At 69.8% G+C, this 25,338-nt stretch carries 23 protein-coding genes and 1 tRNA gene; 16 read left to right on the top strand and 8 right to left on the bottom strand.

What is annotated here, in order from left to right; genetic code table 11:
* Nucleotides 1–167: 167 nt before the first annotated feature.
* From NS283_RS13430 to acs, 5 genes are all read right to left on the bottom strand, one after another.
* Nucleotides 168–1,340, bottom strand: a complete 1,173-nt coding sequence (locus NS283_RS13430; RefSeq protein ID WP_058597367.1) for a bifunctional 2-methylcitrate synthase/citrate synthase — start codon at nt 1,338–1,340, stop codon at nt 168–170.
* Nucleotides 1,341–1,342: 2 nt separating this feature from the next.
* Entirely contained in the window at nt 1,343–2,245 is a 903-nt protein-coding gene (gene prpB / locus NS283_RS13435; protein ID WP_058597368.1) for a methylisocitrate lyase, read from the bottom strand.
* Complete coding sequence (locus NS283_RS13440; protein ID WP_058597369.1) at nt 2,245–3,771, bottom strand: MmgE/PrpD family protein; 1,527 nt, start codon at nt 3,769–3,771, stop codon at nt 2,245–2,247. The genes prpB and NS283_RS13440 overlap by 1 nt, the downstream gene beginning before the upstream one ends.
* Nucleotides 3,768–4,448 carry a GntR family transcriptional regulator gene (locus tag NS283_RS13445; protein WP_058597370.1) on the bottom strand — a complete coding sequence of 227 codons (681 nt, stop codon included), beginning with the start codon at nt 4,446–4,448 and terminating at the stop codon, nt 3,768–3,770. Before NS283_RS13445 ends, NS283_RS13440 begins: the two co-directional genes overlap by 4 nt.
* Nucleotides 4,449–4,601: 153 nt before the next feature.
* Nucleotides 4,602–6,569 (bottom strand): acetate--CoA ligase, encoded by a 1,968-nt coding sequence (acs, locus tag NS283_RS13450; protein ID WP_058597371.1) that lies wholly within the window; start codon nt 6,567–6,569, stop codon nt 4,602–4,604.
* A 430-nt stretch (nt 6,570–6,999) separates the two neighbouring features.
* Here acs and NS283_RS13455 point away from each other — a divergent pair, with 430 nt between their 5' ends.
* From NS283_RS13455 to NS283_RS13525, 15 genes are all read left to right on the top strand, one after another.
* Nucleotides 7,000–7,968 carry a TadA family conjugal transfer-associated ATPase gene (locus NS283_RS13455; protein WP_058597372.1) on the top strand — a complete coding sequence of 323 codons (969 nt, stop codon included), beginning with the start codon at nt 7,000–7,002 and terminating at the stop codon, nt 7,966–7,968.
* Nucleotides 7,965–8,873: a type II secretion system F family protein gene (locus tag NS283_RS13460; protein WP_058597444.1), complete on the top strand. Its 909-nt coding sequence runs from the start codon at nt 7,965–7,967 to the stop codon at nt 8,871–8,873. The genes NS283_RS13455 and NS283_RS13460 overlap by 4 nt, the downstream gene beginning before the upstream one ends.
* A gap of 41 nt (nt 8,874–8,914) precedes the next feature.
* Entirely contained in the window at nt 8,915–9,154 is a 240-nt protein-coding gene (locus NS283_RS13465) for a DUF4244 domain-containing protein (protein WP_058597373.1), read from the top strand.
* Between the two features lie 43 nt (nt 9,155–9,197).
* Nucleotides 9,198–9,497: a TadE family protein gene (locus NS283_RS13470; RefSeq protein ID WP_193751245.1), complete on the top strand. Its 300-nt coding sequence runs from the start codon at nt 9,198–9,200 to the stop codon at nt 9,495–9,497.
* Nucleotides 9,497–9,910 carry a helicase gene (locus NS283_RS13475; protein ID WP_193752688.1) on the top strand — a complete coding sequence of 138 codons (414 nt, stop codon included), beginning with the start codon at nt 9,497–9,499 and terminating at the stop codon, nt 9,908–9,910. The genes NS283_RS13470 and NS283_RS13475 overlap by 1 nt, the downstream gene beginning before the upstream one ends.
* Entirely contained in the window at nt 9,886–12,600 is a 2,715-nt protein-coding gene (topA, locus tag NS283_RS13480) for a type I DNA topoisomerase (RefSeq protein ID WP_058597375.1), read from the top strand. Before NS283_RS13475 ends, topA begins: the two co-directional genes overlap by 25 nt.
* Nucleotides 12,597–13,271, top strand: a complete 675-nt coding sequence (gene tmk / locus NS283_RS13485) for a dTMP kinase (RefSeq protein WP_058597376.1) — start codon at nt 12,597–12,599, stop codon at nt 13,269–13,271. Before topA ends, tmk begins: the two co-directional genes overlap by 4 nt.
* Before the next feature lie 72 nt (nt 13,272–13,343).
* Entirely contained in the window at nt 13,344–14,522 is a 1,179-nt protein-coding gene (locus tag NS283_RS13490; protein WP_058597377.1) for a DNA polymerase III subunit delta', read from the top strand.
* The gene (locus NS283_RS13495; RefSeq protein ID WP_058597378.1) at nt 14,519–16,060 is read left to right on the top strand and encodes an alpha/beta hydrolase; all 1,542 of its coding nucleotides are present in this window, start codon (nt 14,519–14,521) and stop codon (nt 16,058–16,060) included. The genes NS283_RS13490 and NS283_RS13495 overlap by 4 nt, the downstream gene beginning before the upstream one ends.
* 76 nt (nt 16,061–16,136) lie before the next feature.
* Nucleotides 16,137–16,808: a deoxyribose-phosphate aldolase gene (gene deoC / locus NS283_RS13500; RefSeq protein ID WP_058597379.1), complete on the top strand. Its 672-nt coding sequence runs from the start codon at nt 16,137–16,139 to the stop codon at nt 16,806–16,808.
* Between the two features lie 64 nt (nt 16,809–16,872).
* Nucleotides 16,873–16,948, top strand: a tRNA-Thr gene (locus tag NS283_RS13505).
* A gap of 192 nt (nt 16,949–17,140) precedes the next feature.
* Nucleotides 17,141–17,647 carry a hypothetical protein gene (locus NS283_RS13510; RefSeq protein ID WP_058597380.1) on the top strand — a complete coding sequence of 169 codons (507 nt, stop codon included), beginning with the start codon at nt 17,141–17,143 and terminating at the stop codon, nt 17,645–17,647.
* Between the two features lie 67 nt (nt 17,648–17,714).
* Nucleotides 17,715–18,110 (top strand): hypothetical protein, encoded by a 396-nt coding sequence (locus NS283_RS13515; protein WP_058597381.1) that lies wholly within the window; start codon nt 17,715–17,717, stop codon nt 18,108–18,110.
* A gap of 40 nt (nt 18,111–18,150) precedes the next feature.
* A complete protein-coding gene (locus NS283_RS13520; protein WP_058597382.1) occupies nt 18,151–20,454 on the top strand; it encodes an MMPL family transporter in 2,304 nt (767 codons plus the stop codon).
* A complete protein-coding gene (locus NS283_RS13525; protein WP_058597383.1) occupies nt 20,451–21,029 on the top strand; it encodes an isochorismatase family protein in 579 nt (192 codons plus the stop codon). The genes NS283_RS13520 and NS283_RS13525 overlap by 4 nt, the downstream gene beginning before the upstream one ends.
* On the opposite strand, the gene NS283_RS13530 is transcribed toward NS283_RS13525, so the two are convergent.
* The 3 genes from NS283_RS13530 to NS283_RS13540 form a co-directional block, all read right to left on the bottom strand.
* On the bottom strand, nt 21,018–22,124 hold the full coding sequence (locus NS283_RS13530; protein WP_241490345.1) for a PAS domain-containing sensor histidine kinase: 1,107 nt from the start codon (nt 22,122–22,124) through the stop codon (nt 21,018–21,020). The two genes, NS283_RS13525 and NS283_RS13530, sit on opposite strands and share 12 nt — an antisense overlap.
* A 97-nt stretch (nt 22,125–22,221) precedes the next feature.
* Nucleotides 22,222–23,799, bottom strand: a complete 1,578-nt coding sequence (locus NS283_RS13535; RefSeq protein WP_058597384.1) for a molybdopterin-dependent oxidoreductase — start codon at nt 23,797–23,799, stop codon at nt 22,222–22,224.
* Nucleotides 23,800–23,881: 82 nt separating this feature from the next.
* Nucleotides 23,882–24,790 carry a DMT family transporter gene (locus tag NS283_RS13540; RefSeq protein ID WP_058597385.1) on the bottom strand — a complete coding sequence of 303 codons (909 nt, stop codon included), beginning with the start codon at nt 24,788–24,790 and terminating at the stop codon, nt 23,882–23,884.
* An 80-nt stretch (nt 24,791–24,870) separates the two neighbouring features.
* Between NS283_RS13540 and NS283_RS13545 the strand changes: the two genes are divergently transcribed.
* Nucleotides 24,871–25,335: an Lrp/AsnC family transcriptional regulator gene (locus tag NS283_RS13545; protein ID WP_058597386.1), complete on the top strand. Its 465-nt coding sequence runs from the start codon at nt 24,871–24,873 to the stop codon at nt 25,333–25,335.
* Nucleotides 25,336–25,338 lie beyond the last annotated feature (3 nt).

Genomic DNA, 25,338 nt, shown 5'->3' on the forward strand with positions numbered 1-25,338 from the left:
CTGTTGACGTCTACCGCAGTCTCATGTTGCCTAGTCGTCGGCAGCGTGGGTGGTTTATAAGAGACAGTGGACAGCCCGGTCGAGGTCGAGGTCGTCTTCACCGTCGCCTGAGCCGAAAGAACGTCGGAGGGGGCGGGACCGCACAGGTCCCGCCCCCTCCGACGTTCCTACGCCTCTTCTGGCCGTGCGGCGGCAGCTCGGTCCGCTTCGGACGCGACGTAGCCCTCGACATGCCGTTCGTCGGGGCCGTTGTACGCCGACAATGGGCGGATGAGGGCGTTGGATGCCGTCTGCTCCATGATGTGCGCCGTCCAGCCCGTGACGCGGGCCGCGACGAACAGCGGGGTGAAGGTCAGGGTGTCGAAGCCGATGAGGTGGTACGCCGGTCCGGACGGATAGTCGAGGTTCGGGTAGATGCCCTTCCGCGCGACGAACGCGGTCTCGAGCTCGTCGTACAGGGCAGCGAGTTCGTCAGCGCCGTAGTGGGCGACGAGCGTGTCGAGGGCCGCCTTCATCGTGGGAACGCGAGAGTCGCCCTTCTTGTAGACCCGGTGCCCGAAGCCCATGATCTTCCGCTTGTTCGCGAGGGCGTCGTCGAGCCAGCCCGCGACCCGCTCGGCCGAACCGATCTCGTCGAAAATGTGCATGACCGCCTCGTTCGCGCCTCCGTGCAGAGCGCCCTTGAGGGCACCGATGGCGCCGACGACGGCTGAATACAGGTCGGCGGTCGTCGAGGTGATGACGCGCGCCGTGAAGGTGGAGGCGTTGAACGAGTGCTCGGCGTACAGGATCATCGACACGTTGAACGCCTCGGCGACGACGTCCACCGGCTCTTCGCCGAACGTCATCCAGAGGAAGTTGCGCGAGTAATCCAGGTCCTCTCGCGGCGGAACCAGCCCCTGCCCCCGTCGGCGGCGCTGGTCGTACGCGACCATCGCGGGGATCTTGGCGAACAGCAGCTTCGCCTTGGCGAGATCGGCCGACGGAGAGTTGTCGGCCACGTCGGCCGCCGAGGCGCCGAGCGCCGAGACGGCGGTCCGCACGACGTCCATGGGGTGAGCGTCGAGCGGGAGCAGGTCGATCACGGTCTTGATGTCGTCGTCGAGGTCGCGGTTCGCGCGCTCGAACGTCTCGAACTCCGCGCGCTCCGGCTCGGTCGGCAGGTCGCCGTTCCACAGCAGCAGGGCGACGGCCTCGAACGACTGCGTCGCGGCGAGCTCTTGCACGGGATACCCGCGGTACAGGAGCGAATTCGTCTCGGGATTGACCTTGCTGATGGCGGTGTAGTCCACCGTGACGCCGGCGAGGCCTTTCTTGATGTCGTCCTGGGTGTCAGCCATGCTCACTCCTTCGTGATGGTGAAGTCGAAGATGTTCGTGTCGAAGTGGTTGTACTGCTCGTAGTCGATCAGGTCGTAGAGATCGGCGCGATGCTGCATCTGCGCGAGCTGGCTCTTCAGGTGGCCTTCGACCTGCAAAGCGTCGAGCGCGCGGTCGGCGGCCCCCATCGCGAGGCGCAGGAGCGAGACCGGCCAGATGACGATGTTCACGCCGACGCTCCGCAGGTCGTCGACGCTGAAGAGGTCGCTCTTGCCGAACTCGGTCATGTTCGCCAGGATCGGCACGTCGACCGCCGCGCGCACCGCCTCGAACTCCGCGAGGGTGCGCATCGCCTCGGGGAAGATCGCGTCCGCTCCGGCATCCACGAGCTGTCGCGCGCGGTCGATCGCGGCGTCCAGACCGTCGACGGCCCGGATGTCGGTGCGGGCCATGACGAGGAAGTTGTCGTCACGCCGCGCATCGACCGCCGCGCGGATGCGCTTGATCGCGGTGTCGGTGTCGACCACCGCCTTCCCGTCGAGGTGGCCGCAGCGCTTCGGGTTGATCTGGTCTTCGATGTGGCATCCGGCCAGTCCCGCGTCTTCGAGCGTCTGGATGGTCCGCGCGACGTTCATGGGTTCGCCGAAACCGGTGTCGGCGTCGATGATCGCGGGGAGGTCGGTCATCCGGGCGATCTGCTGCCCGCGACCGGCGACTTCGGTGAGGGTGGTCAGACCGATGTCGGGAAGCCCGAGATCGGCGCTCAGCACCGCTCCCGAGATGTACACGCCCTCGAACCCCTTGCGTTCGATGAGGCGGGCCGACAGCGGGTTGAACGCCCCGGGGAAGCGGAGGAGCTCGCCGGATGCCAACCGCTCGCGGAAAGCCCGCCGCTTCTCGGCTGCCGAGACCGAGGAGTACAGCATCAGAAGAGTCCCTTGGGTGCGGGAGCGGATGCCAGGACGCCGGGCTTCGCGACGATGGTGAGCTGCATGACCTCGGCGGGGGTGAGCTCGGGCAGGCGCTCGGCGAGGGCGAGGAAGCGTTCGATCTCCTCGGGGAGGAGAACGGGCTCGGCGAGGGTCCGGAACTTGCGGATGTAGTCCTCGCGGGCGAACGGCCGGGCGCCGAGGGGGTGGGCGTCGGCGACGCCGATCTCGTCCTCCAGGGTCGACCCGTCGGTGAGGGTGATGACGACGCGACCGCCGAACGCCTTCTCGTTCGGGTCCTCGGAGTGGTACCGGCGGGTCCACTCGGCATCCTCCGCCGTCGTCACCTTGTGCCAGAGCTCCACGGTGTCCGGGCGGCCTGCGCGTGCGGGGGCGTAGGAGTCGACGTGGTGCCAGGCGCCGTCCTGCAACGCCACGGCGAAGATGTACGGGATGGAGTGATCCAGCGTTTCGCGCGAGGCCGTGGGGTCGTACTTCTGCGGGTCGTTCGCGCCGGAGCCGATCACGTAGTGCGTGTGGTGGCTGGTGTGCAGCACGATCGAGGCGATGTTCGCCGGGTCGGTGAGGTCGGGGCGCTCGTGGTGGAGCTTGCGGGCGAGGTCGATCCACGCCTGCGCCTGGTATTCGGCGGAGTGCTCCTTCGTGTACGAGTCGAGGATCGCCCGCTTGGACTCCCCGTCACCCGGCAGCGGGACGTCGTAGGTGGCGGTGGGGCCGTCGAGCAGCCAGGCGATGACACCGTCTTCGCCTTCGTAGATCGGGGACGGCGACGTCTCGCCCCGCATGGCGCGGTCGACGGCTTCGATCGCCATCTTTCCCGCGAACGCGGGGGCGTGCGCCTTCCACGTGGAGATCTCGCCCTTACGGGACTGGCGAGTCGCGGTGGTGGTGTGGAGGGCTTGGCCGATCGCCTGGTAGATCGTGGCCTGATCGAGGCCGAGGAGGGTGCCGATACCGGCGGCGGCCGAGGGGCCGAGGTGGGCGACGTGATCGATCTTGTGCTTGTGCAGGCTGATCGCGCGGACCAGGTCGATCTGCACCTCGTACGCCGTCGCCAGCGCCCGCACCACGGCGGCGCCGTCACGGCCGGTGTGCTGAGCGACGGCGAGGATCGGGGGGATGTTGTCGCCGGGGTGGGAGTAATCCGCCGCGAGGAACGTGTCGTGATAGTCGAGTTCTCGCACGGCGACGCCGTTCGCCCACGCCGCCCACTCCGGGCTCGAACGTCGCTCCAGCGCGCACCCGAACACCGTCGCCCCGGCCCCGCCGATCGACACCGCGTGATCCAGCGCCTGCTGGCGCGCCGCGCTCACCGGCTCGCGCGATAGCGACGCCGCAGCGACGGCGGCGTTGTCGATCACCCGGTTGATGATCATGTCCGCCACATCGGCGTCGACCGCCACCGGGTCGACCGCGATTCGCGCGAGAGACCACGCGAGTTGTCCCTCACGGGCCAGGTTCTCTTCGCTGCGGTGGACACGAACGTGGTGCGTGATCGTCATGATCTTCTCTTTCGGCCGGTGGATTGCGTGCTGGACGCGAGGGTCGGGGAGGTCTCGAGCGAGTCGAGGATGCTGGTGAGGGCGTTGTGCAGGTGGACGTGGACGGCATGCGCGGCGAGGTCGCCGTCGCCGGCCGCGATGGCCGAGGCGATCAGGCGGTGCTCGGCGACCGAGGCGGCGAGTCGTTCCGGGCGGTACCGGGCAAGACGTCGGACGCGCACGAGGTGAGCGCGGACGGTGCGCAGCGCGCCGACCAGATAGTCGTTGTCGGCGGCGGCATCCATCTCGTCGTCGAACTCGGCGATGAGCGCGTAGTACGCGTCGCGGGCGGTGTCTCCGTCGAGGTCGGCGGCGGCGAAGGCGTCCGCCAGACGGGCGAACGCTGTCGCCGAGGGCGATGCCGCGGCCAGGCGGGCCGCCGTCTCCTCGAGGGCGCGGCGGACGGTGAAGAGCGCGCGGATGTCGCCGCTCTGCACGTCGGTGACGACGGTGACCCGGGGGGACGACTGGGCAACGAGTCCGTCGGATGCCAGGCGAGCGAGAGCCGTGCGCAGGGGAGTCCGGCTCACGCCCAGGCGGGCGGACTGCTCGACTTCGCCGAGGACGGTGCCCGGCGCGAGGACGCCTGTCTGGATCTCTTCGAGGAGGGTTGCGTAGGCCCGATCGCTCGCGCGCATGCTGGCCTCCTCGACATCGCCGTTCACCGCTGAGTGTATACGCAAGGCGCCCTGCGGGGCGGCGATCGTGTCGTCGAGGGGTCCAATGTATCCAGAACACGAAAGATCCCGGATGCGGGGGTGTGGCATCCGGGATCTTCCGTGTCGCGTCGTCTACTTCACCTGTGCGCTGATGACGCTCATGACGGCGGTGTCCGCGAGGGTCGTGGTGTCGCCGACCTCCCGGCCTTCGGCGACGTCGCGGAGGAGACGTCGCATGATCTTGCCGGAGCGCGTCTTGGGGAGCTCGCCGACGATGTAGACGTCGCGCGGGCGGGCGATCGGGCCGATCTGCTCGCCGACCCATTTGCGCAGCTCGTCGCCGAGCCCCTCGACCGGGTGCTGTTTCAGGTAGCTGCTCTTGATGATGACGAAGGCCACGACCGCCTGACCCGTGGTCTCATCCGACGCGCCGACGACGGCCGACTCGGCGACGCCCTCGTGCCCCACCAGGGCCGATTCGATCTCGGCCGTCGAGAGGCGGTGACCCGAGACGTTCATGACGTCGTCGACCCGCCCGAGGAGCCAGACGTCTCCGTCGTCGTCGAGACGAGCTCCGTCGCCCGCGAAGTAGTAGCCCTTGTCGGAGAACTTGTCCCAGTACGTCTCGCGGTAGCGATCGGGGTCGCCCCAGATCCCCCGCAGCATGCTCGGCCACGGCTCGGTGATCACGAGCAGACCGCCGCTGCCGTTGCCGACCGGCTCGCCCTGATCGTCGACGACGGCGATGGAGATCCCGGGGATCGGAACCTGCGCCGATCCGGGCTTCGTCTCGGTGACACCGGGGAGGGCGGAGATCATGATCGCTCCCGTCTCGGTCTGCCACCAGGTGTCGACGATAGGCGTCGTGTCGGCGCCGATGATGTCGCGGTACCAGACCCACGCCTCGGGGTTGATCGGTTCGCCGACCGACCCGAGCAGGCGCAGCGAGCTCAGATCGAACTTCTGCGGCACGTCGCGACCGATCTTCATGAACGAGCGGATCGCGGTCGGCGCGGTGTAGAAGATCGTGACGCCGTGCTTCTCGATGAGCTCCCACCACCGGCCCGGGTGCGGGGTGTCGGGGGTGCCCTCGTAGAGCAACTGCGTCGCGCCGTTGGCGAGCGGACCGTAGGCGACGTAGGTGTGGCCCGTGATCCAGCCGATGTCGGCGGTGCACCAGTAGACGTCGGTCTCGGGGTGCACGTCGTGGACGACGCGGTTGGTGAAGGCCGCCTGCGTGAGGTACCCGCCGGAAGTGTGGAGGATGCCCTTGGGCTTCCCGGTGGTGCCGGAGGTGTAGAGGATGAAGAGCGGCGTCTCAGCGGGGAACGCCTCAGCCTCGTGCTCGCCCGAGGCCTGCGGGACGACATCGTGCCACCAGATGTCGCGGTCGTCGATCCACTCGACGTCGTTCTCGCCGCGCTTGACCACGAGCACGTGCTCCACGGTCTCTTGGATGCCGGACCCGTTGCGGTCGGCGAGCGCCTGGTCGACCGCGGGCTTGAGGGGAGACACCTTTCCCTTGCGCCAGCCGCCGTCGGCGGTGATGACGAGTTTGGCGCCGGCGTCGTCGATGCGGGAGCGGAGACTGTCGGCCGAGAAGCCGCCGAACACGACCGAGTGCACGGCTCCGATGCGGGCGACGGCGAGCATGGAGGCGATGGCCTCGGGGATCATCGGCAGGTAGATCGCCACGCGGTCACCCCGCTCGATCCCCAGGTCGATCAGGACGTTGGACAGGCGCTTCACCTCGTCGGTGAGCTCGGCGTAGGTGACGTTCCGCTGATCGCCGGGCTCACCCTCCCATCGCAGCGCGATGCGGTCGCCGTGGCCGGCGTCGACGTGACGGTCGAGGCAGTTGTACGCGACGTTCAGCTCGCCGTCGCCGAACCACTCGGCGAAGGGCGGGTTCGACCAGTCGAGCACTCGCGTGAACGGCGTGTGCCAGTGCAGCTCTCTCGCCTGGTCGGCCCAGAATCCCTCGCGGTCGGCCGCGGCGCGCTGGTAGAGACTCGCGTCGGCGACGGCGTTCGCGGCGAACTCCGCCGAGGGGGCGAAACGGCGGGTTTCATTGAGGAGATGGTCGATCTGGCTGCTCATCGCGGCGCTCCTTCGCGGTCGAGGGATGCCGCGTCCTCGCAGGCATCGTCACCGTGATGACGCTAGCGAGAGCCTCCGACACCCGGCCACCTCCGATAGTTGGCATCCCGGCCGGAAGAAACAGGTGATATATCAGGGCGCGGTGGCGCGTGGTGAGTTGGCGCGGCCGTCCGAGGCGCGTAATCTAGCAACGCCCGAACATCGCTTCCGGCATCCGCGTCGGTGGGAGCCCCCCAATTTCCGCCGGCGCGTGGCGGCATCCCTCGCCCCCCACTGACGGGATGCCGCCCCCTTTTTTTTCTGCCCCGGGTCCACTGTCGGACCGTGTGAGGCGGCACTTCTTCTCCCCGAGCCGCGAGCTCGAAGATCTCTCCACGAATCCGACATTCGGCTCGGTGCGAGGCGGGCTCGCCCTCGTACCGTCGTCGGCATGTCTCCCGTCCTTTCCCTCCGGCCTCCTTCGGAGGTGTGGCGCGACCCGGCGCTGTCCTTCCTCCGGCCGTTCCTCGACGACCCCGCGGTCACCGACCTGTTCCTCAACGGCGAAGAAGGTCTCTTCATCGATCGCGGACGCGGGGCGGAGCGGGTTCCGTCCTGGCGAGCGGGGGAGGGCGATATCCGACGGCTCGCCGTGCGTCTCATCGCGCTCGGAGGGCGACATCTCGACGACGCGTCGCCGTGCGTGGACGTGCGCCTGGACCGCGGCATCCGGGTGCACGCGGTGCTGTTCCCCGTCGCGACGAGAGGAACGGCGGTCTCGATCCGTGTGCCCCGGTGGGATGCGCCCGACCTCGATCGACTGGAATCTGCGGGCATGTTCACGAAGCGCGGCCGATCGTACCTCGATGCGCTCATCGATGAGCGGGCCAACGTCCTCATCACCGGTGCCACGGGAGCGGGGAAGACCACCCTGCTCAGCGCTCTGCTCTCCGGGGTTCCCCATGGGGAGCGCCTCGTCACGATCGAAGAGGTCGCGGAGCTCCGGCCCGACCACCCGCATCACGTGGCGCTCGAAGCGCGGCAGCCCAACCTCGAGGGCGCCGGCGGAATCGGACTGGCCCGTCTGGTCCGCGAGGCGTTGCGGATGCGACCCGATCGCCTCGTCCTCGGGGAGTGCCGCGGGGAGGAGATCCGCGAGCTTCTCCTGGCGCTGAACACCGGGCACGACGGGGGAGCCGGAACCCTCCACGCGCGCAGCCTCTCCGACGTTCCGTCGCGCCTCGAGGCGTTGGGGGCGCTCGCGGGCATGGATGCGGCGGCGACGGCGCGGCAGGTGCGCAGCGCCATCGACGTCGTCGTCCATGTCGAACGAACTACCGTGGGTCGACGCATCGTGGGGGTCGGTCGACCCGTGGTCCGCGATGAGCGTCTGTTGATCGAACCGGAGCCGTGGACATGATCGCTCCCGGTCGCCGGTCGCGCACAGCTGCACCGGACCCCCTCGACACCGTCCTGCGTCTCGCCGTTCTGCTGGCGGCGGGGCTGAGTACGGCTACCGCGTGGCGGCATCTCGCCGAAGACGCGGGTCCGGTGGGACACGACGCGGCGGAAGCCGCCGCGATCGGCGATGACGTCGCCCGAGTTCTTCGCGAGGCGGGCGAGGGGTGGCTCGACATCGCGGCGGTGTGGGCCGTTGCGACCGCGGTCGGGGCTCCTCTCGCCGACACATTGCGCGACGTGGGGACGTCGCTGCGCGAGGCGCGTGACATCGTCGACGATGTCCGCGTCGCTCTCGCCGAGCCGCTCGCGACCGCGCGCCTGCTCGCCGGACTTCCGCTCGTGGGCGTTCCCCTCGGCATGGTCCTCGGATTCGACACCGTCCGGGTGCTCGTCGCCGATCCGATCGGTCAGGTCTGTCTCGGGGTGGGGCTCGCGCTGACCGTCGCCGCGCGGGTGTGGTCGGGGCGCCTGGCGCGGAGCGCGACGCCTCCGCCCGCCGTCCCGGGTCTGACCGCGGAGCTCTTCGCGGTCGCCCTCTCCGCTGGTGCCTCGATCGAACGCGCGCGTGCCCTCATCTCCGGAGAGCGACACCGCGCCGATGCTGCCGCGGTCGACGACGACGTGCGGCGTGCTGAGGCGACACTCGACCTGTCGCTGCGCGCCGGTGTTCCCGCGGGTGAACTCCTCCGCGGCGACGCGTGGCTCGCCCGACGGGCGGCCCGGACCGCGGGCCGAGAGGCCGCAGCACGGCTCTCCACACGACTTCTCCTCCCGCTCGGGGTGTGCACCCTCCCAGCCTTCCTCCTGCTCGCCGTCGCGCCGCTGATGGTCGGCATCCTCCGATCCGGCGTCTCGCCGTTCTGACGCGTCCGTCCGATCCGTCCACATCCATGAAAGAGGTCTCCATGTCCGCCCCGTTTTTCTCACCCGCTGCATCCGCTTGCGCCGTGCCCGCCCTTCCCCCTCTGACGACCCGCCGTGCCGGAGCACTCTTCCTGGACGACCGCGGCGCCGCCACGGCGGAGTACGCCATCGCGACGATGGCGGCCGTGGCCTTCGCCGGCTTGCTTGTCGTCATCATGAGGAGCGATGAAGTGCGCGGCATTCTGACCGATCTCGTCCGCCGTGCACTCACGGTTCAGTGAGCAGCCTCTCGTGAGGGGGATGTGGCGCGATGAACGCGGATCGGTGACCGCCGAGTTCGCGGTCGCGGTCCCGGCGGTGATCATCGTCCTCGCGCTCTGCGTGGGCGTGCTGGCGTCGGCGGCGACGGCCGTTCGGCTCCAACACGTGTCGGCGGAGTCCGCGCGAATGCTCGGGCGCGGTGACGAGGCGCGAGCCTTCACCGCGGTCAGCGAGGTCGGCGGATCCATGTCGGTGTCGCGGGCCGGCGGACTCGTCTGCGTCGACTCGTCGGCACCGTTACCGCTCTCCGTCCCGCTCCCGCCTGTGACGGCGAGAGCGTGCGCTCTGGACGGGGGCGAGTGATGCCCGGGGTCGTCACCGTCGTCGGGATCACGGCGGTGACCGTCGGTCTGACCGTGGCGCTCGCCGCGGCGTGCGGCGCGGCCGTCCAGGCTCAGAAGCTCGCCGGGACGGCGGATGCGGCAGCCCTCGCCGCCGCCGACACGGTGAGCGGCGCCGTCGACGGCGTACCCTGCGACGCCGCCGCCGCGGTCGCTGCGGCGGACGGAGCGACCCTCGAGGAGTGCGTGCTCGACGGTCTCGTCGCCACGGTGACCGTCGGCACGGCGTACGGTGGAATTCCGTTCGATGCACACTCGCGGGCCGGTCCTCCCGATACGACCGACCGAGCGGTCTCCGGGAACCCCACCAGGAATGCGTGTGTATGGTGTGCAGCGAAGAAAGGACCCCAGTGGCAAACGGCAAGAAGCTCGTGATCGTCGAGTCCCCGACCAAGATGAAGTCGATTCAGGGATACCTCGGTGACGACTATGAGGTCCTCAGCTCGGTCGGGCACATCCGCGACCTCGCGTCGAAGAAAGAAATCCCGGCCGACAAGAAGGCGGCATACGGGAAGTACTCGATCGACGTCGAGAACGACTTCGACCCCTACTACGTCGTCAACGACCGCAAGACGAAGACGGTCGCCGAGCTGAAGCGGGCGTTGAAGACGGCCGACGAAGTCCTGCTCGCCACTGATGGTGACCGCGAGGGCGAAGCCATCGCGTGGCACCTCCTCGAGGTCCTGAAGCCGAAGGTCCCCGTGCGACGCATGATCTTCCACGAGATCACGAAGGACGCCATCCGCGACGCCGCGGAGCACACGCGCGACCTCGACGTCTCGCTCGTCGACGCGCAGGAGACCCGTCGCGTCCTCGACCGCCTCTACGGGTGGGACGTCTCGCCAGTCCTCTGGCGCAAGGTCGGCTCCGGCCGCGAGGGCACCGCGCTCAGCGCGGGCCGCGTGCAGTCCGCGGCGACCCGCATGGTGGTCGAGCGCGAGCGAGAGCGCATGGCCTTCGTGTCGGCGTCCTACTGGGATGTCGAGGCTCGCGCGTCGCAGGCGGGTTCGTCGTTCACCACGCGGCTGAACCGACTCGACGGAGCCCCGATCGCACGCGGCGGCGACTACGACGACAACGGTCAGCTGAAGAAGGCCGTCGTCGTCCTCGACGAGGCACAGGCTCGCGCGCTCGCCGACGCCGTGACCGCCGCCGGACGCGCGACGGTCGCCAAGGTCGAGGCCAAGCCCGGAACCCGCAGCCCCCGTGCCCCCTTCACGACCTCCACGATGCAGCAGGAGGCCGGTCGCAAGCTCTCGATGAGCGCCAAGCACGCCATGGGCGTCGCACAGCGGCTCTACGAGAAGGGGTTCATCACCTATATGCGAACCGACTCCGTCGCGCTCTCCGCCCAGGCGATCTCGGCGGCTCGCGCCCAGGCGGTGTCGCTCTACGGCGACAAGGCCGTGCCCGCCAACCCCCGCGTCTACAAGAGCAAGTCGAAGAACGCGCAGGAAGCGCACGAAGCCATCCGCCCCTCGGGCGAGACCTTCCGGACCCCGGCGTCCGTGGCCTCCTCGCTCGACCGCGACGAGCAGAAGCTCTACGACCTCATCTGGAAGCGCACCGTCGCCAGCCAGATGGCGGATGCCAAGTACGAGACGACCACCGTCACTCTCACGGTGCAGGCGGAAGAGAAGGTCGCGGAGTTCTCGGCATCCGGAACCGTCTACACCTTCAAGGGCTTCCTCGAGGCCTACGAGGAAGGCGCCGACGAGAAGCGCAACGGCCGTGACGACGACGAAGACCAGTCGCTGCCCGCGGTCGCCGTGGGCGACGAGCTCGCCGTCAGCGACGTCGAGCCCAAGGGGCACAGCACCTCACCGAAGCCGCGGTACACCGAGGCGAGCCTCGTCAAGGCGCTCGAAGAGAAGGGGATCGGTCGTCCCTCGACCTTCGCCAGCATCATCGGCGTGATCCTCGACCGCGGGTACGTCACGAAGCGCGGCCAGGCGCTCGTTCCGAGCTGGCTCGCGTTCAGCGTCGTCCGTCTGCTCGAGGAGCACTTCGCCGACCTGGTCGACTACGACTTCACCGCGGCCCTCGAAGACGACCTCGACGCGATCGCCCGCGGCGAGCAGCGTCGCACCGAGTGGCTCAAGGAGTTCTACTTCGGCTCCGACAAGCAGATCGGTCTGCGTCACATCGTCGACAACCTCGGCGAGATCGACGCGCGTGAGCTCAACTCCACGCGGATCACCGACACCGCGACGCTCCGTTTCGGCAAGTACGGCCCGTACCTCGAGGTCACCGAGCCCGGCGCCGATCCCGAGGCGAAGCCGCGCATCGTCAACATCCCCGAGGATCTCGCGCCTGACGAGCTCACCCCCGAGAAGGCGCAGGAGCTCATCGACGCCCCCGTGGCCGGTGACCGTGTGCTCGGGGAGAACCCTGAGAACGGCAAGCTCGTCGTCGTGAAGGACGGCCGCTTCGGTCCGTACGTGCAAGAGGTCGAGCCCGAGGACCCCGAAGAGGTCGACCCCGCCACGGGCGAGGTCGTCGAGCAGCCGAAGAAGAAGACGACGAAGAAGGACGCTGCTCCCAAGCCGCGCACCGCGTCGCTGTTCCGCTCGATGTCGGTCGACACCATCGACCTCGACACCGCGCTGCAGCTGCTGTCGCTCCCGCGTGTCGTGGGCGTCGACCCCGAGTCGGGGGCCGAGATCACGGCGCAGAACGGGCGCTTCGGCCCGTACCTGAAGAAGGGCACCGACTCGCGTTCGCTCGACAACGAGCAGCAGATCTTCGACATCACGCTCGAAGAGGCCCTCGCGAAGTACGCCGAGCCCAAGTACGGTGCACGTCGCGCGTCGAGCGCCCTGAAGGAGTTCGACGCCGACCCCGTGAGCGGCAAGCCGATCAAGCTCAAGGACGGCCGCTTCGGTCCGTACGTCACCGATGGCGAGACGAACGCCACGGTCCCGCGCGGTGAGGATGCCATGGCCATCACCTTCGAGCGCGCCGTCGAGCTCATCGCCGACAAGCGTGCCAAGGGCCCTGCGCCGAAGAAGACCGCCGCGCGGAAGACGACGACCACCCGCAAGGCCCCGGCGAAGAAGTCGTGACCCCGGATTCGACCCGGCCGCCGCGCGCTCCCCGAGCCGCGACGGCCGGGGGACCCGGGCTTTTCGTCACGTTCGAGGGCGGCGACGGCGCGGGTAAGACCACGCAGGCGGCGCTCCTCGAAGAGTGGCTTCGCGAGAGCGGCCGCGAGGTCGTCCGCACGCGTGAACCCGGCGGGACCGAGGTGGGCGTCCTCGTGCGCGACATCGTGCTCCACCACCGCGGCCACATCGCGCCGCGCGCCGAGGCTCTGCTCTACGCCGCGGATCGCGCGCACCACGTCGAGACCGTCGTCCGCCCGGCGATCGCGCGCGGCGAGGTCGTCATCCAAGACCGTTACCTCGACTCCTCCGTCGCCTACCAGGGGGCCGGGCGGGTGCTCGACTCCGACGACATCCGCGAGCTGTCGCTGTGGGCGACCGGCGGGCTGCTCCCCGACCTGACCGTGCTCCTCGACCTCGACCCCGCTGCGGCCCGGACGCGCCTCGACGCAGACGCCAAGCCGTTCGACCGACTCGAGGCGGAGAAAGAGGAGTTCCACGCTCGGGTGCGCGCGGGATTCCTGACCCTCGCGGCGGCCGAGCCCGAACGCTTCCTCGTGCTGGACGCACGCCAGCCCGTGCCCCTCCTCGCCGCCCGCGTGCGCGAGGCCGCGGCGACGCTCATCGGGTGACGCCGCTTCACGAGGCGAGCGCACAGCGGATCGCCAGCGGCGCCGTCGGAACCCCCGTCTAGGGTGGAACGCATGCCCGCCGTGCTCGACCCCTCACCCGACGTGGCCGTTCCCGCACCGTTCCCCTGGGACGCCGTGTGGGGCCAGCCCGAGGCCGTACAGACGCTGCAGGCGGCAGCCTCCGACCCCTCGGCCCTCGCGCACGCCTGGCTCATCACCGGCCCTCCGGGTTCGGGCCGTTCGACGCTCGCCTACGCCTTCGCGGCCGCTCTCATCGCCGACCCGGGTGACGTACCCGCACAGCGTCAGGTGATCGCCCGTACCCATCCCGACCTCACGGCGCTCCGGACCGAGCAGGTCGTCATCCGCATCGACGAAGCGCGCCGACTCGTCGAACGCGCCTCGTTCGCCCCCTCGCTCGGGCGATACCGCGTCATCGTGGTCGAAGACGCCGACCGCATGGCCGAGCGCACCTCCAACGTCCTCCTCAAGGCGCTCGAAGAGCCGCCCGAGCAGACGGTGTGGGTGCTCTGCGCACCCAGCGACGCCGACCTGCTCCCCACGATCCGCTCGCGGGTTCGCGTCCTGCGCCTGCGCGAGCCCTCGGTGTCCGACGTCGCGGCACTCATCGTCGAGCGCACGGGGGCCGCCCCCGACGTCGCCGAAGAGTCGGCCCGGCACGCGCAGCGCCACATCGGCATGGCCCAGCGGCTCGCGACCGACGACGACGCGCGCGCCCGCCGGGCAGAGACGCTCGCCGCGGTCCTCGGCGTCCGCGGCATCGGCGACGCCGTCGAGGTCGCCGGCCGCATCGTGCGGCTCGCGACCGACGACGCCAAGGCGCTGACCGCGACCCGAGACGAAGAAGAGCGACGCAACCTGCTGCGCATGCTCGGGGTCGCCGAGGGCGCCGCGGTACCCCCGTCGGTGCGCGGCCAGGTCAACGCCCTCGAAGACGACCAGAAGCGGCGGGCGACACGGAGCCTCCGCGACGGAATCGATCGCGTGCTGACCGACCTGCAGTCGCTCTTCCGCGACGTCGTCATGCTGCAGTTCGGCCGCGACACCGATCTGGTCAACAGCGAGCGCGTCGACGACCTCCGCGTGCTCGCGGGGGAGTGGTCTCCGGCGCGCACGCTCGGCGTGCTCGACCGGATCTCCGAGACACGGCGCAATCTCGAGCAGAACGCGGCCCCCCTGCTCGCGCTCGAGAGTCTGCTGATCACCGTGGCCGACGGGTCCGCACCGTGAACGCGCGTCGTCGCGTCGTCGCCGCGGTCGCGGGTCTCGCGACCGCGATCCTCGCCCTCTCGGGCTGTCTCTACGCCCAGATCCCGCCCGCCGCGCCGGCCCCGGGGCCCTCTCTCGCGCCGCAGACCGACGGCGTGGCCCCCGAGCTGCTGCCCTACTACTCGCAGGCGTTGACCTGGGAGGAGTGCGGCACCGGCCTCGACTGCACCACGGTCACGGCCCCACGCGACTACAGCGATCCCTCCATGGGCGATCTGCAGCTCGCTGTCGTCCGACACCGCGCGACCTCCGGCAAGCCGCTCGGCTCGCTCCTGACCAATCCCGGCGGCCCCGGCGCCAGTGGCGTCGACCTCGTGAAGTCGTCGCTGTCGATCCTCGTCGACCAGAAGCTGGCCGACGCGTACGACGTGATCGGCTTCGATCCCCGCGGCGTGGGTGCCTCGACGGCGGTCAGCTGCTACGACGCGAAGGGTCTCGACAGCTACTTCTACGACATCCCGCCCGGCGCGCGCGGCAGCGACGAACGCGAGCAGGCCCTCGAGGAGCGCGCCGCCGCCTTCGCCAAGGCGTGCGACGCGAACAGCGACGGCATCCTGCCCTACATCAGCACCGAGAACTCCGCGCGCGACATGGACCTGCTGCGCGCGGTCCTGGGCGACCCGAAGCTCAACTACCTGGGCTTCTCGTACGGGTCGTTCCTCGGCACCACCTACGCGGGACTCTTCCCCGAACGGGTCGGCCGCATGGTGCTCGACGGGGGCATCGACCCGACCCAGTCGCAGTCCGAATCCTCGATCGGCCAGGCCGAGGGCTTCGAGCAGTCGCTGCGCGCCTTCATGGCCGACTGTCTCACCATGTCGGAGTGTCCGTATGCGGGCTCCATCGACGACGCGATGGCCGACCTCGCCGCAACGCTCGCCCGCGTCGACGCGCGCCCGATCACGGCGAGCGACGGGCGTCAGCTCGGGGGAGACACGCTCATGACGGCGATCGTCGCCGCGCTCTACAGCCAAGACAGTTGGCCGTACCTGCGTGCAGCCCTGACGGATGTCGGAAACGGTCGCGCCGACGTCGCGTTCCAGCTCGCCGACTTCTACAACGATCGCCAGGGCGGCAGCTACGCCAGCAACACCATGGAAGCCTTCATCGCGTACAACTGCATGGACTACCCCGACGAGGGGTCGGATGCCGATGACGAGGCGTTCCGTCAACGTCTGGCCGAAGCGGCTCCGACGACGGCCCCGTACTGGGAGGGCGTCGATGTCTGCGCCTCATGGCCGGCTCCGCCGACCGGGACGCGCGGAGCGATCACGGCGGAAGGCTCGCCGCCCATCGTCGTCATCGGAACCACGGGCGACCCCGCCACGCCCTACGTGGGTGCGCAGCGGCTCGCCGAGCAGCTCTCGCAGGGCGTCCTCATCACGAACGTCGGCGAGGGCCACCTCGGTTACAACAAGGGCAAAGCGTGCGTGACCGAAGCCGTCGACGCCTATCTCGTCGACGGAACCGTGCCCGAAGACGGCCTGCGCTGCGAGTGAGGGCGGTCCGCTCCGTCTCGCCGCCGCCCAGGTCGGAACACCTAGGCTGGTTCACGTCCCACCCGAAGGAGTCCCCATGACTGCGCCCGTCACCGACCTGGCCCGCTACATCGACCACACGCTGCTCAAGCCCGAGGCCACGCGCGCCGACGTCGAGCGCATCATCGCCGAGGGCGCCGAGCTCGGCACGTACAGCGTCTGCCTGTCGCCGTCGTTCCTGCCCGTCGAGGTGCCCGCCGGGCTCAAGGTCGCGGTCGTGTGCGGTTTCCCGAGCGGCAAGCACCACGCCGAGGTCAAGGCCGCCGAGGCCGCGCTGTCCGTCGCCCAGGGTGCCGACGAGATCGACATGGTCATCGACGTGGGCGCGGCGATCGAGGGACGCTACGACATCGTCGAGACCGAGATCCGCGCCGTGCGTGCCGCCGCTCCCGCGCCCACGGTTCTCAAGGTCATCATCGAGTCGGCTGCACTATCCGACGACGCCATCGTCGCCGTCTGCGAGGCGGCGGTCACCGCGGGCGCCGACTTCGTGAAGACCTCGACGGGCTTCCACCCCGCCGGCGGCGCGAGCGTGCACGCGGTCGAGCTCATGAAGCGCACCGTGGGCGATCGCGCCGAGGTCAAGGCATCCGGGGGCATCCGCACCCGCGCCGCGGCCGAAGAGATGATCGCCGCGGGCGCCACGCGGCTGGGTCTGTCGTCGAGCCGCGAGATCCTCGCCGACCTCTCGGCGTCCGGCGACTACTGACGCGTGCGTCGACACGCGCTGGAGCATGTAAGATCGATGATCGTGCACGCGACAGCGCGCACACGCCGCCTTAGCTCAGACGGCAGAGCGATTCACTCGTAATGAATAGGTCAAGGGTTCGATTCCCTTAGGCGGCTCCACCACAGAAGGCCCGGGACAACCCCGGGCCTTCTGCCATTCGCGGCGGCTGTGGCGCGGCGGTGCCGAGGCTCGCGATCTCGACATGTCCCCGCGGCGGCGGTCTCCCTCGGCGCGGTCGCTCGCCATCGAGGCATCTCGCGGCGGCACGGCGGCCGCGGTCGTACTCTCGGGAGCACAGCCCGGGAGGCCGCATGACCCTCGCACCCGCACTACTGCGCCGCGTCCGTTTCTGTCTGACGGTGGTCGTCGTCGGTCTCGTCGTGAGCGGAGCGACCGCGTTCCCTCTCCGTGAGGAGCTCGCTCTGGCGCGGGACGTGCTGGCGCAGCTGAACGTGGGCTCGATCCTGCCGGGCGCCGTGTGGTGGGTGAACCGGGTCGCCGAGGGCCTGGATGCCACGGCCGCGGCGTATCCGTTCATCGCGTACGGCACCGACTGGCTCGCGTTCGCCCATCTGCTCATCGCGGTGGCCTTCCTCGGGCCGCTCGTCGATCCCGTGCGCAATGTCTGGGTCATCGTCTGGGGCCTCATCGCGTGCGCCGGCATCGTGCCGCTCGCGGCCATCGCGGGCGCGCTCCGTGGACTGCCGCTCGGGTGGCAGCTGATCGACATGTCGTTCGGCGTGGTCGCGGCGGTCCCGCTCGTTCTCGCGCTGGTGTGGACGCGTCGCCTCGCGAGCCCGATCGAGGCGGCCCGCTAGGCTGACGTCACCCGTTCTGCCCTGGCCCGACGGAGGCCGTCCCGTCCGCGACCCGCAGGAGACCCCCGTGTCGAACGCCCTCGACGCCGTCATCGAGATCTTCACGTGGGTGGGGCTGGGCGGCGGGACGTTGCTCGCCCTCCTCGCCGTCGTGCTGCTGCTCGCCGACGGGACCTGGCTCCCGGCCCGTGCCGTGGTCGAGGAGGTCGACGGGGGTCGCGTGGTCCGGTGGTTCGACGATCGCGGTGGGGTCAACGAAGCCCCGCTCTCCTCCCACGACGACGCGAAGATCGGGTCTGCCGACATGGCCGACATCTTCTATCGCCGAGGAAGCGCGCACCGCATGCGTCTCACGCGTGCCTCTCCCGTGGTGCGGTTCGTCTCGCTGCTCGCGGCCGGGATCCTCGGGCTCGGACTCGTCGCTTTCGTGCTGTCGATCGTGGTGCTCTTCGCGCGGGGGTGAGAACTGGCGCGAAAGTCATGTAGCTAGATAAGCTAGCGATATGGCTCGCTCCACCTCGACCCCTGCTCTTCGCCGCGACCGCGTCGCGCCGCGCGTCTCACGCTGGCTGCGCATCGGCATCCCGAGCCTGCTCGTGCTGATCTGGGTGGTCGGCGGATCGATCGGCGGCCCGTTCTTCGGCAAGGTCGACGAGGTCGCGACGAACGACCAGTCGTCGTTCCTTCCGCAGTCGGCGGATGCCACGCGCGTCAGCGAGCGTCTCACCGACTTCACCGGCGGCGACACGATCCCGGCACTCATCGTCGCCGAGACGACGGACGGCACGGCGCTCTCGGACGCGCAGCTGACGGCGTTGAAGACTCTCGCCACCGCGGCCGCCGAACTCGAGGGAGTCGAGGGGGAGGCATCCCCACCCGTCGTCTCCGAGGACGGGCAGGCCGCGCAGATCTTCCTGCCCCTCGACAGCTCCGGAGAAGTGCGCGAGGTCGTGGAGGCCGCGCGGACCCTCGTCGCGTCAGACGTCCCGGCCGGGGTGCAGGCGTGGGTGACCGGTCCGGCGGGGTTCACGGCCGACCTGGTGAAGGGTTTCCTCGGCATCGACGGTCTGCTGCTGATCGTCGCCCTCGGCGCCGTGTTCGTCATCCTCGTGGTCGTCTACCGGTCGCCCCTCCTGCCGATCCTCGTGCTGCTCACCTCGGTGTTCGCCCTGTGCGTGGCGCTGCTGACGGTGTGGTGGCTCGCGTTCGCGGGCATCGTCGTGCTCAACGGTCAGGTGCAAGGCATCCTGTTCATCCTCGTCATTGGGGCGGCGACCGACTACGCACTGCTGTACGTGGCGCGGTTCCGCGAGGCGATCGGAGCGGGAGACAAGCGGTGGGATGCCACGATCCGGGCGTGGAAGGGAGCGGTCGAGCCGATCCTGGCCTCGGGTGGCACCGTGATCGCGGGGCTCCTCTGCCTGCTGTTGTCCGACCTCGCCACCAACCGCGCCCTCGGTCCGATCGCCTCGATCGGCATCGCCTTCGCCGTGCTGTCGGCGTTGACGTTTCTGCCGGCTCTTCTCGCCCTGTTCGGGCGCGCGGCCTTCTGGCCCTTCCTCCCCAAGGCCGGGGCGACCGATCTCCCCGACGACCTCACCGCCCCGGTGAGAGGGCTGTGGCCCCGCCAGGCGCGCTTCGTCGCCCGACGAGCGCGACCGGTGTGGATCGTTTGCACCGTCGTCCTCCTCGCGGCGTGCGCGGGTCTGACGCAGCTCCGCGCGGACGGCGTCCCCTCGAGCGACCTCGTGCTGGGCGCATCCGAAGCCCGCGACGGCCAGGCGGCACTCGCCGAGCACTTCCCGGGCGGCTCGGGCAGCCCCGCGTACGTCCTGGTGGCCGAGGACCGTGCCGCGACCGCGGTGGAGGTGCTCGATCGCGCAAGCGGCATCGACTCGGTCGCCGTCCTCTCCACCGATGCGACCGGGGGACAGGCGCCCGTCCAGGCGGTGGACGGAAGCCTCGTGACGACCGCGTTCGGCCCTCCGGGGACACCGGCACCCGCGCCCACCGTGTCGGACGGGCAGGTCCTCCTCGCCGCGACGCTCGCCGACACGGCTGACTCGGCCGCGGCCGACGACACGGTCCGTCAGCTCCGCGTCGATCTCGCCAATGCGCTGGGGGAGGGGACGGCCCTGGTGGGAGGGGTGACCGCGACCGACATCGACTCGATCGACACGTCGATCCGCGACCGTACGCTCATCATCCCGATCGTCCTCGCGGTGATCCTGCTGATCCTGATGGCGCTGCTGCGCTCGATCGTCGCGCCGGTGCTCCTCATCGGCACGGTCATCCTGTCGTTCGGGGCGGCGCTGGGCGTGAGCGCCCTCGTCTTCAACGGGCCCCTGGACTTCCCCGGCGCGGACCCTTCCGTTCCGCTGTACGGCTTCGTGTTCCTCGTCGCCCTCGGGGTCGACTACAACATCTTCCTGATGTCGCGTGTGCGCGAGGAATCCCTCGCTCACGGCACGCGCTCCGGCATCCTGCGCGGGCTCGTCGCGACGGGCGGCGTGATCACGTCGGCGGGTCTCGTGCTCGCAGCGACCTTCGCAGCGCTGGGCGTGATCCCCATCCTCTTCCTCGCCCAACTCGCATTCATCGTGGCCTTCGGCGTCCTGCTCGACACCTTCGTCGTGCGCTCGCTCCTCGTCCCGGCGCTCGCGTACGACCTCGGCTCGGCGATCTGGTGGCCGTCGAAGCTGTGGCGTCGCGACCGCGCGCAGCCCGCCACCGGCGCGAGCGCGGGCCGCGGCGCGAGCAACGGACAGCCCGCCACCCGCGGGAGCGCGCGTAGGCTCGACACATGACCAGGGCACTGTTCATCGTCGATGTCCAGAACGATTTCACCGAGCACGGGGCGCTCGGAGTCGAGGGAGGCGACGCGGTCGCCGAGCGCATCTCGCGCTTCCTCGCCTCGCACGCCGACGAGTATGCCGTCATCGTCGCCTCGCGCGACTGGCATCACGGCGACGACGACAACGGCGGCCACTTCTCGACCGCGCCCGACTTCATCGACTCGTGGCCCGTGCACTGCGTGGCGGGGACAGAGGGTGCCGAGTACGACGCCGTCTTCGACGCCAGCCGGGTGACCCATCACCTCAAGAAGGGGCAGGGGCGACCGGCGTACTCGCTGTTCGAGGGCGTCTCGGACGACGACCAGACGGCGGCGGACATCCTCGACGCCCACGGCATCCGGGACATCGACATCGTGGGCATCGCGACCGACTACTGCGTCCGCGCGTCGGCTCTCGACGCGGTCGCTGCCGGTCGCGCGGTGCGCGTCTTCACCGACCTCGTCGCCGGCGTCCACCCGGCCTCCAGCGCGGCCGCGCTGGCCGAGATCGAACGCGCGGGGGCGACGCTGGCGACCTCAGAAATCTAACTCGTCAGCCCGCGGGATCGAGATGGTGACCCGGGTTCCCACTCCCGGCTCGCTGGTGATCCGCAGGACGCCGTGGTGTTCGGTCACCACGCGCTGGACACTGGCGAGACCGATACCGCTGCCGCCGTCCTGGGCGTCCGCGAAACGTCCGCGCTCACCCTCTTCGACGATGCGGTGCAGATCGTCGGGATGGATGCCGCGGCCTCGGTCGCTCACCGACACCACCGCCCCCTCGTCGGTCTCGTACGCCTCGATCGTGATCTCGTCGTCGGAGTACTTCGCCGCATTCTCGACGACGTTCGCCACGGCGCGGCGTAGGCCGAGCACGTCCCCCGCGACCGTGATGGCATCCATTCGACCGAAGACGACGCGCCCCGGGCTCCCACCCGGCAGGACGAGTGCGACGGCCCCCCGTGCGATGAGATCGAGCGTCGCCCGCCTCTGCCCGCGCTCGGGTCGTGTGGTGGCGTCCGTCATGAGGGCCTGCGCCATCGCCACCAGGTGTTCGCTCGCCTCGGACGCCAGGCGCAACAGCCGGTGGTCCGCGGGGAGTTCGTCGGCGAGAAGGTCGAGGTAGCCGCGCAGAGCGGTCACCGGGGAGAGCAGGTCGTGGGCGAACGTGCGCTGAAGAGCTGCCTGTTCGTCGGCAGCCTGCTTCTCGCTCGTCAGGTCGCGCACGATCTTGACGAACCCGAGGACCTGCCCTTGGTCGCTGCGGATCGCCGAGATGGTGACGCGCGCCCAGAACTCGGTCCCGTCTTTGCGGACTCGCCATCCGGTGTCTTCGACGTGACCGTCGCGCTGGGCGGCCGCCAGGAGGGTATCCGGAACGCCGCGCCGTCGATCCTCCTCGCGGTAGAAGCGCGAGAAGTGCGAGCCGACGATCTCTTCCTCGGTGTAGCCCTTGATGAGCTCTGCGCCCAGGTTCCACCCGCGCACGAAACCCCCGCCGTCGAGCTTGACGATGGCGAACTGATCGACCTGTTCGTCCCAGTCGGTCGGGAGGACACGGCGGAAACTGGCGAGCGGACGCTCGCCGCCGTCGCGGCCGTCGGGTTCGGCGTCGCCGGGCGGAGACTGCACGGGCGCGCTCACCGGCGCAGGGTCGAGCGCTCGGGAATGCTTGCTGAGGGCATCTTCAGATCTTGTCGTCCGGGGGAGGGGGGCGCCAGCACTTGACAGGGTGAATTCGTCAGCTGACGGTCACGAGGGTGCGCTGCCACCCACTGGACCCGTTCGGGGCGATGGCCGCCTGCTCCTGGATCTGCAGATTGCCCTGCTTGTCCCGCGCGCGCACGACGATGTAGTGCGTGCCCGCATCGGCGTTCCAGTCGAGCTTCCACTGGACCCACGACTGATCGTTGATCGGGGTCGACAGGGTGGCCTGCTGCCAGTCGCCGTCGTCGATACTCACCTCGACGGCCTGCACGCCGACAGGCTGCGCCCACGCCATACCGGCGATGACCACGTTGCCCGCCGGGACAGGATTGCCGATCTTCGGGGTGTCCACGCGCGACGACATCTTGATCGGCGCTTCGGCCGCGTAGCCGCGGGGCGTCCAGTACGCCTCCGCCTGATCGAAGCGCGTCACGGTCAGCTTGGTGACCCACTTCGTCGCCGACACGTATCCGTACAGTCCCGGAACGACCATGCGCACCGGGAAGCCGTGCTCGAACGGCAGCGGCTCGCCGTTCATGGCCACCGCGAAGATGGCGTCGAGGTTGTCGTCGACGAGAGACGAGAGGGGAGTGGATGCCGTGTACCCGTCGACGCTCTCGGACAGCACCATGTCCGCTCCGCTCTGCGGACCCGCTTTGCGCAGCACGTCGCGGATGGGGACTCCGGTCCAGATCGCGTTTCCGACGAGGTTGCCACCGACCTCGTTCGACACACAGGTCAGGGTCACGCCGTACTCGTCGAGACCCATGCCGACGAGGTCGTCGAAGCTCAGCTCGATCGGCGTGTCGACCATTCCCTCGATCGAGAGCCTCCAGGTCGTGGGGTCGACATTCGGGACGGTGAGGGCCGTGTCCACGCGGTAGAAGTCCGCGTTGGGCGTGATGATCGGCGTCACACCGGGCACGCCGAGGTCGGCGCCCGCGGGGACGGTCACCGTGCTGCGCGCCGCGGGGAGGCGGAGGGCGTCGCGGGCGGCCGCGACCGACGCCGTCGCGACATTCACGACACGGGCGCCGACGCCCACGACGATCGCGGTCGCAGCGGCGATCCCCGAGACGATGAAGAATCCGCGACGATCCACCCCGGCAGCGGGAGCATCCGCGGCCGCGGCATCGGCCGCCCAGCGGCGCAGCCGCGCGGTCAGGACGAGCAGGATCGCGACGCCGGCGATGGTGCCCACGACGGGCGGCAGCCACGCCAGGGCGCCGGCCCCGGCGCGGGTCACGATCGCTGCGGTGGCCAGCGCCCCACCGATCGCGAGGAGGACTGCCCCGACGAAGCGGAACCGGTACTCGAGCGCGCCTGCGACCGCGGCGGCGACGACCGCGCCCAGACCCACTCCGACCAGGAGCGCGATCTTGTCGGACTCGCCGAACAACGTGATCGCCAGCTCCTTCAGCGGACGCGGCACGATGTCGACGATGAACGAGCCGACGGCGAGGACCGGGCTGGCGGACCGTGCGAAGATCGCCGCCAGCACCTCGGCGCCGCCCAGCAGAACGAGAGCCGAGACGATCCCGGTGAGGGGGGCCCAGATCCAGGAGCGCGGTCGGCGAACGGCACGTGCGTCCGTGGTGGTTTCGGTGTCCATGGCATCCCTCATTCCCGACGGGCGCACGCGGCATGCCCGTCACCCCGTATTCGGAACCACGCGGAGAACGGATGCCACGGGCTCAGCGCCGCGGCGCCAGGTGGAACACCGCGACGCCCGACACGATCAGCGCGAGAGCGATCGCGAGGCCCGCGGTGAGCGGTTCGTTCAGCAGCGGGACGGCCACGACCGCGGTGAGGACGGGACTGAGAGCCCCGGCGCTCGAGGCCAGGCTGCTCCCGAGGTGCTTCACGGCGAGCACGTAGCACGCGGTCGAGAGCAGGCCCGTGCCGACGCCCTGGACCAGCGCGTACGTCGCGATCTGCGGAGCCGGGAGCGTCCCCGCGAGCAGGTGCGAGGGGAGCACGCCGGTCACCGCCAGGGCGAGCGCGACGATCGCGGAGGTGACGCTGATGACGACGATGACGCTCACCAGATCCAGTCGAAGGGATGCCAGCCCCACCGTGTAGAGCGCCCAGACGAGGCCCGCGGCCAGGAGCACGGCGACCCCGCCGAGATCGGCCGTGCCGCCTCGGAGCATCGCGCTCGCCGCGACACCGACGACGATGGCGGCGAGAGCGCCGAGACGTCGCCGCGAGACGGGTGTGCGGTGACGGAGGAAGAGCAGGAGCGTGACGAAGAGCGGAACCGTGCCGGGGACGAGGAGACCGGTCAGCCCGGCCGAGGTGAGCTCTGCGCCCCACGCGAAGAGGAGGAAGTGCGGGAGTCCGGCGAGGAGCACGAGACCGAGTGCGCCGGCGCCGGCGCCGCGCACGGCGCGCAGTGTGCGGGGGATCCACGGGGTGAGAAGGAGCGCGGGCACCGCGAAGCGCAGGATCGCGGCATCGCCGGTCGTGAGGCCTGCTCCCTCGATCGCGCGCGTCGACAGTGCGAACGCCGACCACAGCGCGACGACGCCGGAAAGAGCGGCGACACCGATGAGCGTGCCGCGCGACAGGGCGAGACGCGGCGAGAGGGCGAACGAGGTCACTTGGTCAGCGTAGGAACGCGGCGTGCGCAGTCGATTGCGAATATTGCTCTGTGGAGTCGAATATTGGCAGAATCTGCTCCATGCACGTCCTTGACGAGATCGACCGCCGCATTCTGGGCAAACTCCAGCGCGATGGCCGGCTGTCCAATCAAGACCTCGCCGACCGTGTAGGCCTGTCGCCGTCGCCGTGTCTTCGCCGCGTTCGCCAGCTCGAGCAGGCCGGCATCATCGAGGGATACCGTGCGGTCGTCTCTCCGAAGGCCGTCGACCTCACGATCACCGCGTTCGTCCGCCTGCGTCTCGCCTCTCACGAGGGGGCGACGGTCGACGCCGTCGAGGAGCGTCTGCGGGCTCTCCCGAACATCGTGGAGGCGCACCTCCTCGCGGGCGACTGGGACTACCTCGTGCGCATCGTCACCCCGAGCTTCGAAGAATACGAGCGCCTGCTCCGGGAGCACCTCCGGGCCATCCCGTCGCTCGCGTCCATCGACACGACGTTCGCCTTCGGGGTGACCAAACCGCTGTCGCCCCTGCCTCTCGGATGACGG

Origin of the sequence: Microbacterium testaceum, assembly GCF_001476285.1 — a bacterium.
GTDB classification, from domain to species: Bacteria; Actinomycetota; Actinomycetes; order Actinomycetales; family Microbacteriaceae; genus Microbacterium; species Microbacterium testaceum_B.